This window comes from Sphingomonas sp. SKA58 (genome assembly GCF_000153545.1).
GTDB lineage: Bacteria > Pseudomonadota > Alphaproteobacteria > Sphingomonadales > Sphingomonadaceae > Sphingobium > Sphingobium soli.
In genome coordinates this window covers 508330-520250 of the sequence record NZ_CH959308.1, presented here as the reverse complement: position 1 = coordinate 520250, position 11921 = coordinate 508330, and the positions used below count along the sequence as shown (strand labels likewise).

The following is an 11921-nucleotide window of genomic DNA, read 5'->3' as shown; positions in this document are numbered from 1 at the left end:
ACCGGTGATAGCTTGCCGATCGCTGATGTCATTGTCTCCTTCGTTGGTCTAGCAACGGGCGACATGACGAACAGCATATCGCTTCGCGAGGCCCGGCGCATTGCCCTTGCCGCCCAGGGTTTCGGCCGATCCCGGCCCGCGAGCGTCGGTAAGGCGCATTTGCGGCGGACGACCGAACGCCTTGGGCTCCACCAGAACGACAGCGTCAATGTTTTGGCGCGGGCCCACTATATGCCGGCCTATTCGCGTCTGGGCGATTATGATCCAGGCTGGCTTGACCAGGCCGCCTGGGGCAAAGGCCGCGACCGTCGGCTGTTTGAATATTGGGCGCATGAAGCTTCGCTTCTACCGATGGACTATCACCCGTTGCTTCGCTGGCGGATGGCGCGCGCCGATCGGGGGGAGGCGGGATGGAAGGGCCTGCGCCTGTTTGCCGGCGAACGTCGGATTGAAGCCGAAGCGCTGCTCGCCCGGTTCAGGAGCGACGGTCCACTGGCAGCTTCCGACTTTGAGGGTTCGTGCAATCGATCGGGATGGTGGGAATGGGGCGAAGCCAAGCAGATGCTCGAATGGCTCTTCTGGGCTGGACACATCACCACGGCGACCCGCCGCGGCAGCTTCGAGCGCGTCTATGATCTGACCGAGCGGGTCATTCCGCCCGACATCCTGGCCGTCCCGACACCGGAGCCTCGCGACGCCCAGCGGGCGCTCATCGAGCGATCCGCCCGCGCGCTCGGCATCGCCACCGCCGGTGACCTGCGGGACTATTTTCGGTTGAAGCCCGATGAGGCCCGCGATGCCATCCAGGATCTGAAGGACGAAGGAACGCTCATTCCTGTGTTGGTGGACGGTATCTCGCAGGCGGTGTTCCTGCATCGCGATGCCCAGGCACCACGCCGGATAGCTGCGCGGGCGCTCCTCTCGCCCTTCGATCCCCTGATCCGGGAGCGATCCCGGACCGAAAAACTGTTCGATTTCCATTATCGGATCGGCATCTACACCCCGGCGCACAAGCGGTCCCACGGCTATTATGATCTCCCCTTCCTGCTTGGTGACCGGATCGTAGCCCGGACCGACCTCAAAGCCGACAGAAAAACCGGACGACTGCTGGTGCAGTCCGTCCATCTGGAACCGAAGGCCCCGGCGGACACGCGCGATGCGCTGGACGCGGAACTGCGACATCTCGCGCAGTGGCTCAAGCTGGAGCCGGTGTTGCCGACGATCTGACCCCGCAAGTTCTGAGCAATTTTCGGACCGGCGCGGATCGTTCGTGCCCGCGTGAAAGGCGTCGAAAGGCTGGCTGGAAAGGTTTATGAAGTGCCACGCGGGTGGGGCGGAGAAGTGCTTCATGGCTGAATTTCAAGGACGCGATCTGCACCTGGTCAAGAAGGCGCTGTGCATCGGCATTCTCACGATCGAGAGCCAGGACGACGGACCGTTCAAGGCCGGCTCGGACCTCACCGACATGAAGGCGCTGGCGGACGACCTGATGCCGGGCGGCGTTGAGCTTCATCACTATATGCGCTCGGCGCATATCGCCCTCACCGGCAGACCGGACTGACAGGCGGCCTATTCCTCTCCCGGGGTAACGTTGCCTGGCTCGGTTCCTGAATGGTTCGCCTTTTGAAAACGCGACACAGGCAATCGCCCGCCTTTGCGGCGCATGGCGCCGCGACTTCGACTTCAGATCTTGCGCCAACGGTCGATCCGTCGGTCACCCGTTCCGCGCGCTGGCGCGGAGGCGGGTGGGCGCGGCGTCGGTGAAGGCGTGCCCTCATGCGCGGGCAGCGCGAGGGGGCGCGGGAAGGGACCAGAGGGGAGGAGGATTTTGGAGGGTGTCGCTTTCGAATGGTCGAGAGCGGCATCATCCAAGGAGTTGAAGTCATGAATATCGGTGAAATCAAGCCCGTGAACGGCCGCCTGGAAGGACATATCGCGACCCGTCTGCTGGACTTGCCGAAGTTGGGATTGCGTCCCGTCCAGAGCACCAATGAGCGTGCGCCCGTCTTCGAAGTCGTCGCGCGCAATGTGGGCGGGCGCTGGGTCCAGATCGGCGCCCTTTGGGAAGCGACCGCCAATGTGAGCGGGGAGAGCTTCCTCCAGGGTTCGCTGGACGATCCGAGCCTCCCCGAACCGCTGCCGATCGCCCTGTTCGGTTCGGATCAGGAAGGCTATCGGGTCGCCTGGCGCCGGCGGGAAAACCGCGACGACTTCGGCGGCAGCCAGCGCAGCCCGCGTCGCGAAATGAGTGGCGGCGGGATGTCCGGCGGCTTTGGCGACAGCACCGCCGGCGCCGATGGTTCGCTGATGGGCAGGAATGATCTCGACGACGAGGTTCCATACTGAGAATCCAGCGAAGCCAATATGGGCCGGGAGAGCATCCGCTTTCCCGGCCTTTTTTGCGTCCAGTTTCCCTCTCTCAACCGTGAAAGGACCGTGCCATGGCCAGTGCCCCGCGCAGCAGCATCGATCGCTTTGCCGATCTGCCGACCCTCTATGCCCAGATGACCGCCACCCCTGAATTCCAGGCAGCGTTCGGCGACCCGCTTGGTCTCTCGATTTTCTCGCCGGGCGAGGAACCGGCCGAATTTGAGATGCCCGAACCCATCGCCGCGCAGGCGGAATGCGGCGGGATTGTCGCCGCCATCTTCGACCTGTTCTGCGATACCCGGCTCGAGACGCTCGCCCCGGAAATTGCCTGGGGCATCGTCAACAGCTTCCACTTCGTCGCCGGGAAGCTCGAACGGCAGGAGGACCGGCTTGCCGAGGAGATGGGTGACCTGGCCCGTCAGCCCGACGTCAGCGAGGTGTACACGACCTCTCTGGAGGAAAAGCAACTTCTCTGCCAGTCCGTCGCGGAACAGCGCCATGCGATCGAGTGCATGCGCGACTATGCCGCCGAAATGTATCGTGCCCTGTCGGGATGGCCATGGTCGCCCGCGCGCGGCACCAGGGCGTCGACCGCATCAAGCGCGAGCCAGATCGCGGCGCTCGATTTCCTGCGCGCACGCACCCTCGCCACGCGCGAGAAGCATATGCCGCAGGGACCGATCGTCGTCGTGACTGGACCTGCCGACTGGCACGACTGGAAACTCATCTGGGATCGTCTTGACCTCATCAAGGCGCGGATTCCGCACATGACCCTCATCACCACCGGACAAAGGCGGGGCGTTGACCAGATTGCGGCGGCCTGGGCGGCGCGAACGGAGATAGGCGTCCCGGTCGTGGTCTACGGCCTGTATGGCTCGGGGCGGAAAACGGCTTTCAAACGGAACCGGAAAATTCTCGAACTGAACCCCGTCGAGGCGCTGCTTTGCGAAGGATCGGGCGTGCAGGCGAACCTCTACCAGTTGCTGCGGGAGGCTGCCGTGCCAATCCACGCCTTCCACCGGGCGGACCAAGCTGTCGACACCCCCGTGCTGGCGCGGGAACGCGGTCAGGCGAGCAATCGAGGGGAGGCGGCACATGGCTATTCCCGACTATCTGCGCACTAATTTCCAGACCCTCCTGCGCGCGGCGGGGGACGGCAATCTCGCCCTCATGGAATGTCAGGATGCGCAAACGGGTGAACCGCGTTTCGTCATCTGTGCCGTCGGCCGGGATGGTCCCGAGTATGTGATGACCCCCTTCGGTCATCTGGCCGAAGGCGATCCTTATGACGCCTATGTCCCGCCGATCTGATGGGCCAGGCGCGAAACAAATATCCTCCAGGGATCGGCAGCACCCCAGCTGTCGGTCCCTTTTTTTATCCAATGGGAGAGGGCATCCCGCCCGTTACGAGCCTGTTGGGCGAGCGCCGCGCCTGGACCCAGCCTCCATGGGGCATCGAGCCCCCATGGAGGCTGCCTCTCTTCTTCTCTCAACAAGCGGGATAAGTTTACACGGGAAACCCCGGCGGCCTCAAGGACGACGGGGCCCCACCATTTTTTCTCGCGGGCGGGCGTCGGTACGCCCGTGCCACCTTCTCGCGCGCAAGAAAAAATCGTGACCCCCATCGCCGCTTCGCGGTCGTGGCTGCGCCACGATCCTTGACCCCGCCGAGGCGAGCCCGTGTCGAAGAGGAAACCTCTTGAAGAGCGAATGAAGGAGGTTCCGATGACTGACATGACCGACCGCGACGCTGCGCTGGATCGCTTCGCCAACGCCTTTATCGAAACGATTGACGGCTACCGCATCACGCCCGGGGACGACGTGACGAGCGCGCCGATGCCCGACGCCGAACTGGTCGCCCGCGCCACCGAATTGCTGGTCACGACCCTGTTCGACGCCCTGCGCGATACCCGGCTGGAGGCCATGGCGGACCGGATCGCATGGGGGATCGTGCACAGCTTTCACAAGGTCGCCGGCCAGATTGAGGGGGAAGCGGACAAGGCGGCGATGGCCGTCCGTCGGCTCATCGAACAGAATGACGGGAGCGAGATTGGCAGCGTCGAACTGGAAGAGGCACAGATGCTCTGCCAGTCACTCGACGAGACCCAGGACGCGCTGGCGTGCATGCGGGACTATGCCGCCGCGACCTATCATGCCGAAACCGGACGGCCCTGGTCAGCCCCGCGCGCTTCGCTGGTCTCCTCCAAGCGGACGGCATCGGTGCTGGCGGCGACCGACTTCCTGGCGGCGCGACGCAAGCGGCATATTGATGCGCGCGCGCCCAAGGGGCCGGTCGTGATCTTCTCCGGCGGACAGGTCTGGGAGGATCACCGGCTTCTCTATGCAGCGCTCGATAGCATCAAGGTGCGGGTGCCCACGATGGTTCTCGCGACAACAGGGCAGGATAAGGGGTGCGATGCCATCGCGGCGGCCTGGGCGGCGCGCAGCGGCTGTCACCTCATTCCCTTCAGCCTCGACCGGAAACTCGGAAATCGGGCGGGGTTCGCGCGCAATGAACAGCTGCTCCGGCTCCGTCCGGTAGAGGCGGTGGTGTGTCAGGGGTCGGGGCTGCAGAGCCATCTTGCGCGCGAGGTGCGCAGGCTCGGGGTTCCGGCGCATTTCTTCGCCCTCGCAGATCAGCACCAAAATCGCGCAACCCGATAGGAGAGGTCGCGCAAAGGAAAAAGAGGCGGTGGAGCGCGCGGCTCTGCCGCCTCTTTTTTTTTGTCGAGTGGGGGAAAGGTCGTCGCGCTCAGGGACCCGGACGGCGGTCGCAAGCGCCCTCCGTTCGCGCCCGTCGCGCAACGATGCAGGGTCAGCCAGGCTGACCCTGGCCAGCTGCGCGCGGCTCCGCCGTGCTCGCTGCCGGGACAACCCTTCGGGTTGGTTTGGCGGTGGGTTTATTGCCGGGTTCAACCGCGTCGATCGCACGCAAGGCTTCCATTGCCCGGTCGCCGCCGATGCGAATCGCGTGACCCAAAATATCGCGAAAGGCGCGCTCGCTCAGTTGCTCGACGGCGATATCTTCGATCATTGTAGCATATCTGCCGCGCAGAGCGCGGCGGGCATCCAGAACTTCTTGCGCGAGTTTGCGCTCCCTTGCTTCGAGATCGGCAAGGCGTTCACGCTCGTTCATCTTGGGCATGCGTCATCCTTCACTATTCGGAAGGTCTGCCCGCCAGGCAGGATGATCGACGAAAGACGCTGGGAAGGCAAGGGGCATGATCGCTTCTATGTCGTAGCGCAGCGCTTGGAGGCCCGGTCCTAAGAAGCCTCCTGGCGCCCATCGAGGGCGCCCGAAGGCTGCTGCCGCGATATGGAAACTCTCTCTTATGAGTCCCAACATGGCGGACGAAGCAGAGAGCCTCAAGGATCGACGGTACCCCCAATTTTGCCGATCCCGGCGCTGCGCTTGGGCGTCGACAAAATCGGCACCCCCGTCGCCCGCTGCGCGGTCGCTGCGCGATCCTTGACCCTCTCTGCTTCGCCCACCCGCGAGCGCCTTCATTGCAAGAAGGAGCCGCAAGATGAACATCGTCGACATGACCATCCAGGAACTGGAGCGCCGCTGCTCGCATCTCGAAATGATCCTCGCCAGACGCGACATGTATGCCGAGATGATCGATTGGAGCGCGATGACGCTGCAGGAACGGGAATGGGACCGATGGGAGTATAGCTTCGAAATATACACGGAACTGTGGGAGCTCGAGAACCGTCTCGAGACCTTGGTCGAACGCGAGAGCTGGATACCGCTCTGAGGGGGCTTGCCCCCCTCTTTTTTCTGGTCGCGGCGTTTGCGGCCGGGTAGAAAATCCCCTTGCGGGGAAGCCACGCCCGTACCCGGTCGAGGCTGGCGCAGCGGCAAGCCGCAGCGAAGGCAGGACGCACGGCACGAGGCCGTTTTGTAATGCACCGTACGCACGGGTGCTGCGGGCGCGAATCGCCAGCATTTGCGGGATTTTCGGGGCGAATACGCGTCGTCGCCTGATGGCACTGATTGACGCCGCCCGGCACGCTTTGGCTGCCGTTTGGCGTGGGCGCGCGGCTAAGTCCTTGTTCTGCCTTGGCACCGTTTGGCTGCCGCTCTGCTTGCATGTAATCAATTGAGAACAGGCTGAAATTCGATTATAAGGGCCGTGCTTCATCACGATTGGCCAGGCGACGAACAGGAGTTCGGCGCTTGCCCAGAATTACCATCAGGTTCAAGGACGCGCTCTTCGGGCGTCTTGTCGTCGGCGCTCAGGCGGCCGGCGCGACCGTTCCCGACTATGTCCGGGATATCCTCAATCGCTATGAAGGCATGGACGCGGCGGGCTATCATGGCCGCTTCGATGAGGTGCAGGCGACCCTCATCCAGGTCTTCGCTATCCTCGCCGCATCGGTCGGCACGCGCCGGCCCGATATCCTCCAGAAGGGGATGGAAGATGCGCGCGCCCTGCTCCTGGAGCGGGGCCTTCTCGATCCCGAGGAGGTGCGCTCATGAGCATCTTCCGAAACGACACGCTGGGTTCCTGGACGAGGGGCGGGCAGGCCATCGTCCATAATGTCCGCATGACCACGCAGGTCTTCTTCCAGACCCTGCTGGCGGGAATCGCCGTCTGGGTCGGTGGCACCATCTGGTATGTACTGGAGAACTCTACCGACTATCAGCGCTTCGTCGCGGTCAAGATCGTCGAAGCGACGCTCAAGAGCGACGTGCCCGGCGGCGCGCCGGTGCTTTTTCGAACCCCATCGGGTCGGCAATATTGGACGACGTCGGATGCTTTGCTCGGCTCCCGCATCGCCAAGAAGACCCTTCAGGCAATGGAGCATCATCTGGTTTATGGCGCGGCGCTGGCAGGCGCCTTTGCCCTGCTGATGCTCGCCTGGGCCTGGTTCTATTTTACCCGCACGGGGAGGGGTCTCGGCTCCAACCAGTTCCTGCGCGGCGCCCGTTTCGGCACGGCCCGGCAGTTGCGGCGGCTGTTGTGGCGCAGCCGAAATGGAAGCTTTGCGATCGGCGGCGTTCCCGTTCCCGATGCCTTCGAGCCCGAGCATATCCTCATCTGCGGTGCGCCCGGAACCGGCAAGACCAACATCATCGTCAAGATGCTGGATGGCATGCGCAAGCAGGGGAAGAGGGCGATCGTCTATGATACGGCCGGCACCTTCGTCGAGAAATTCTACCGACCCAATCACGACATTCTGCTGAACCCTCTCGACGCGCGCGCCGACTGCTGGTCGCCATGGGTCGATGTCCCGCGCGATTATCATTATGACCAGATCGCGGAGTCGACGATTCCCGAAAAGGGCGGCGATCCCTTCTGGGCAAAGGCGGCGCGGGGCACCCTGGTCGCGGTCCTCCGTAAGCTTGCCCGGCATGAGCGGACGCTCATCTCGGTGTTGCTGGAGACTGTGCTGCGCACCCCCCTGAAGACGCTGGCGAGCTTTGCCGAGGGGACGGATGCCGCCGCGTTCATCTCGATGGAAGGGGATCGGACGTCGGCCGGTATTCGCGCGGAGCTGGCATCGGTGATGCGCAGCTTTTCCTATCTCGACGATACCGCCGACGGCTTCTCGATCCGGGACTGGGTCGCGAACGAGGAAGATGACAGCTGGCTCTTCATTACCGTGAAGGCGGACCAGCTACCTTCCCTGCGTCCCCTTGTGACCGTCTGGCTCGATATCGCGATCAGCGCCATCATGAGCCTGCCGCCAGACCGCAAGCGGCGGCTCTACTGTGTCATTGATGAGCTACCCACCCTCCAGAAACTGCCGTCCTTGAGCGATTTCCTTGCCCGCGCGCGCAAATATGGTGGCTGCGGCATATTGGGGTTCCAGTCCTATCCGCAGCTTGAGGCGACCTATGGCATTCAGGATGCCGCGGCGATCACCGGCTATTGCTCGACCTGGGTGGCACTGCGCGCCAACGACACCCCCACCGCCAAGCATGTTTCGGAAAATCTCGGTCAGGTCGAACAGGTCGAAGCCAATGAGGGCATGTCCTATGGCGTCAACGACATGCGGGATGGGGTCAATCTTTCCCGAACGCAGGTGACCCGTCCGCTGGTGATGCATACCGAGGTCACCAACCTTCCTAATCTCGCGGGTTTCCTCCGGTTCGGCCGGAACCTCCCCGTGGTGCGCTTCACCGATCGCTACAATGTTTTGCCGAGCCCGCAGGCCGCGTTTGTCGAGCGGCTGGTGCCGCCCGTTCGACTGGACCCGGAAGCTGAAGGGGAGTCCGCCTCCAAGCCTTCTGGATCGCCACCCAAGCGGCGTCGACCGAAGAAAATGGAAGCCCCCGAACTCCCTCTTGAAGTGGACGATAGTCGCTCGCCCGCGCAGGACGAGGTCAGCCCGCAAGGTCCATCATCCGGTCCTGCGGAGGGTGACATTGGAAACGCGGACAGGGGTCTTCCCAAGCTGCTGGGACGGGCGAGCGGCTTTCGCCTCCGGCAGCATGGCCGCGCATCGGGTGACCGCAACGATGCGAGGCCGGCATGATGCATCCGCGCCGCCTGAAGGGCTCACCGGGCAATATCGCCCGCTATTATGCCATCGGGGATTATTATACGAAGGGCGAGGCCGAGCATTCCTCCTGGGGCGGCAGCCTGGCGGGCGAACTCGACCTTTCGGGCGATGTCGATCCTGAAACCTTTCGGTCCCTGTTGGCCGGCAAGGTCGCGGGCCAGCAGCTCGGCCGCCATCGCGCCGAGGGCATCGAGCATCATCCCGGCTGGGACTTCGCGATCAGCGCGCCCAAGTCCGTTTCGATGATGGCGCTGGCCATGGGCGACGAGCGGATCGTCCAGCTCCATGAACGAGCGGTCGATGTGACGCTCGCCTATCTTGAGGAGCATGCCCAGCGGAGGAAACGGGACGAGGGCAAGATCGTTCATGAGACGACCGGCCGGCTGCTCTGGGCACGGTTCACCGAACATGCCAGCCGCGAACTCGATCCCCATCTCCACACCCATGTCGTCGTCCTCAACATGACCAGTGGGCAAGAGGGCGATCCCATGGCGAGCCTTGAGACCCGGGCCATGTATGCCGTGCAGATGACCAGCGGGCAGATCTATCGCAATGAACTCGCCCATGGTCTGCGCGAGCTCGGCTATGAGATCGACTTCGATCCGCGCCGGGGTCTTTTCGAAATCAGGGGCGTTCCCAAGGCCCTCATTGAGGAAATGTCGCAGCGAGCCCAACAGATCAACGAACATGCCCAGCAGCATGGCCTTTCCGGGCAGGCGGCGCGTCGGCAATCCTTCTATGCCACCCGTGGCGCGAAGGTGAAGATCGGGATCGACGAACTGCTCATCCAATGGCGTGGACGTCTGGGCCCTCACGAAAAGCCGCTCGAAGCCGTGCGGGGAGGCGCCGAACAGGTGGGCGAACATGCTGTCCCGGTCGACCGGGTCGATGCCGCGCGTGCCGCCTTGTTCGGGATCAGGCAGTCTGAGGGAAAGGAGGCGGTCAACGCGCTTGACCGACTTTTTACCACTGGGCTGGCGTCCCATGTCGGGGAGGTTCGATTTCAGGATCTCCGGCCTCTGATCGAGGCCCATGAGGAAAGGCGCAAGCTCCTCGCGACCCGCGGGCAAACAGGGGACGAGATACTGACGCGGGGCCGGACGAGCCGCCGGACGGTGCGTCTGGAGCAGTCGCTTGCCATGCATCTTGCCCTTGCCGTTGGGGATGGTCGGCCTGTGGCGAGCGCCGATCGTCTGCTTCCTGTGCTCGAACAGGCGGGGCTTTCCCCGGAGCAGGAACGGGCGCTGGTGGACATGGCGACATCGAGGGACCGGGTTACGGGTCTTCACGGCGTTGCGGGAGCGGGCAAATCGACGCTTGTCCGTTCGCTCAAGGACGCTGCGCTGCCGGGCACCACCCTCATCGCCCTGGCGCCCACATCCGCCGCGGCGGCGGAACTGGGCGAGAAGGCGCAGATTGAGTCGCGCACCGTGGCGAGCCTTCTGGCCGGCGGCGGTTATGGGATCAGCGGCAACCATGTGCTGGTGCTCGATGAGGCAGGGCAGCTCGGAAACCGCCAGGCCTTGCGGGTCCTGGAAATCAGCCGGGCCACGGGCGCGCGCGTCATTCTCCTTGGTGACAACAAGCAAACGGGCGCAATCGAGCAGGGAAAGGCCTTCTGGCTCATGCAGAAATTGGGAATGCAGACTGCTGAGCTTACCGAGTCGCGGAGGCAGCAAACAGAGGCAATGCAGGAAGCTGTCGCGCATGCTCGGGCAGAAAATTATGCCGCCTCAATCGGTCGGCTCGATAAGGTGGTGAGCGGCGAGGATGCCGCCACGCTTGCCAAGGGCGTGGTCGCGGAGTGGACACGGCTCAGCCCCAGGAGCCGCGCTGCGACCAATATTCTCGTTCTCGACAATGCGTCCCGCCTCATCGTCAACAGCAAGATCCGGGAGGTCCTCCAGCGCGAAGGCGTCGTCGCGGCCGAGGAGACCCGTTTGTCGGTCCTGACACCGGGCGGACATAGCGGCCAGGAGAAGCGGCTGGCGCGCTTCTATTCGGGCGGCCAGGTGGTGACCTTCAGCCGCAATCAGACAGGGGCGGGCCTCGAGCGGGATGCCGAATATCGCGTTGTCGGGGTGGTGCGGGACGCGCAGGGGCGGCAACGCGTCCGATTGGTGGACGAGCAGGGACGCACTCATCTCTGGGATCCCCGCATGGCCAAATCCTCGCAGGTCAATGTGTTCGTAGACGAGCAAAGGGACCTGAGCGAAGGCGATCGCATCCAGTGGCGCCTCGCCTCAAGAGAGCTCAAGCTCAAAAATGCGGAGCGGGGGACGGTCGAGAAGATCGAGGGCAGCCTGGCGACGATCCGTTGGGATCGCGGCAAGCGGGTGCAGACGGTCGATCTGTCGAAGCACAAGACATGGGATCATGGCTATAGCGAAACCGTCTATTCGGCGCAGTCCAAGACCTATGACCGGGTTTATGTGCTGGCGCCGGTCGGGTCGCCGCTGGTGAACGGGCAGAATTTTTACACCGCGATCACCCGCGCCCGATACGGCGTAAAGCTATGGACCCAGGATCCCGAGAAACTGGTCGAGAAGCTTGAACTGCGATCGGGAGAGAAGACGTCGGGCCTCGAAGGGCTCGGACGCCTGGAGCGGGACCATCGTGATCGCCTCGCCACTCGTCATATGCGCCATCTCCAGCAGCTCAAGGAAGACCAGGAACGGGAAAGGCGTTTGCGGGCTGACCGCCAGCTTGAACGGCAGCTTCGCGCCCAAGGCTCCAGGGAACGGGGTGTGGCCGATCGCCTAGCCGATAGAGCGCAAAAGGCGTTCGAGGCGTTAGACCGCCATCTGCAATCCTTTTTGAAAGGCAGAGAGAGCGAAAGAGCCGACGCCGTCCACGCGGTCGAGCAGCGAGCAGGCGATCGGGGACAGGGGGGTGGCCGTGGCCTGGATCGCTGATCGGCGCCGCGCCTGTTTGGTCCCGCTTCTCCTGATGCTGTTGTCATGGTGCGAGCCGGCGTCAGCGGCACGGCCCCCAGAACCTGAGGTCGCACGCTGCATCCGACAAGCGGCGCGTGGGCA

At 63.7% G+C, this 11921-nt stretch carries 11 protein-coding genes; 10 read left to right on the top strand and 1 reads right to left on the bottom strand.

All coding sequences use genetic code 11. The features are described 5' to 3' along the window. Positions 1-63 precede the first annotated feature (63 nt). From SKA58_RS17585 to SKA58_RS17560, 6 genes are all read left to right on the top strand, one after another. Positions 64-1227 (top strand): winged helix-turn-helix domain-containing protein, encoded by a 1164-nt coding sequence (locus SKA58_RS17585; RefSeq protein WP_009823841.1) that lies wholly within the window; start codon positions 64-66, stop codon positions 1225-1227. A 121-nt stretch (positions 1228-1348) separates the two neighbouring features. Further along, a complete protein-coding gene (locus SKA58_RS17580) occupies positions 1349-1561 on the top strand; it encodes a hypothetical protein (protein WP_009823840.1) in 213 nt (70 codons plus the stop codon). Positions 1562-1884: 323 nt separating this feature from the next. Further along, positions 1885-2346 (top strand): DUF736 domain-containing protein, encoded by a 462-nt coding sequence (locus tag SKA58_RS17575; RefSeq protein ID WP_037544061.1) that lies wholly within the window; start codon positions 1885-1887, stop codon positions 2344-2346. 95 nt (positions 2347-2441) lie between these two features. Beyond that, complete coding sequence (locus tag SKA58_RS17570) at positions 2442-3494, top strand: DUF2493 domain-containing protein (RefSeq protein WP_009823838.1); 1053 nt, start codon at positions 2442-2444, stop codon at positions 3492-3494. After that, entirely contained in the window at positions 3466-3681 is a 216-nt protein-coding gene (locus SKA58_RS17565) for a DUF6117 family protein (RefSeq protein ID WP_037543859.1), read from the top strand. Before SKA58_RS17570 ends, SKA58_RS17565 begins: the two co-directional genes overlap by 29 nt. Before the next feature lie 414 nt (positions 3682-4095). After that, positions 4096-5034 carry a DUF2493 domain-containing protein gene (locus SKA58_RS17560; protein ID WP_371388888.1) on the top strand — a complete coding sequence of 313 codons (939 nt, stop codon included), beginning with the start codon at positions 4096-4098 and terminating at the stop codon, positions 5032-5034. Between the two features lie 151 nt (positions 5035-5185). On the opposite strand, the gene SKA58_RS19610 is transcribed toward SKA58_RS17560, so the two are convergent. After that, positions 5186-5515: a hypothetical protein gene (locus tag SKA58_RS19610; RefSeq protein ID WP_083784934.1), complete on the bottom strand. Its 330-nt coding sequence runs from the start codon at positions 5513-5515 to the stop codon at positions 5186-5188. A 382-nt stretch (positions 5516-5897) separates the two neighbouring features. Between SKA58_RS19610 and SKA58_RS17550 the strand changes: the two genes are divergently transcribed. The 4 genes from SKA58_RS17550 (at position 5898) to mobF (ending at position 11798) form a co-directional block, all read left to right on the top strand. After that, positions 5898-6128 carry a hypothetical protein gene (locus tag SKA58_RS17550; protein WP_009823834.1) on the top strand — a complete coding sequence of 77 codons (231 nt, stop codon included), beginning with the start codon at positions 5898-5900 and terminating at the stop codon, positions 6126-6128. Positions 6129-6550: 422 nt separating this feature from the next. Further along, positions 6551-6853, top strand: a complete 303-nt coding sequence (locus SKA58_RS17545) for a hypothetical protein (RefSeq protein WP_009823833.1) — start codon at positions 6551-6553, stop codon at positions 6851-6853. Next, on the top strand, positions 6850-8856 hold the full coding sequence (locus SKA58_RS17540; protein ID WP_009823832.1) for a type IV secretion system DNA-binding domain-containing protein: 2007 nt from the start codon (positions 6850-6852) through the stop codon (positions 8854-8856). Before SKA58_RS17545 ends, SKA58_RS17540 begins: the two co-directional genes overlap by 4 nt. Further along, positions 8853-11798: a MobF family relaxase gene (gene mobF / locus SKA58_RS17535; RefSeq protein WP_009823831.1), complete on the top strand. Its 2946-nt coding sequence runs from the start codon at positions 8853-8855 to the stop codon at positions 11796-11798. Before SKA58_RS17540 ends, mobF begins: the two co-directional genes overlap by 4 nt. The last annotated feature ends 123 nt before the right edge of the window (positions 11799-11921 follow it).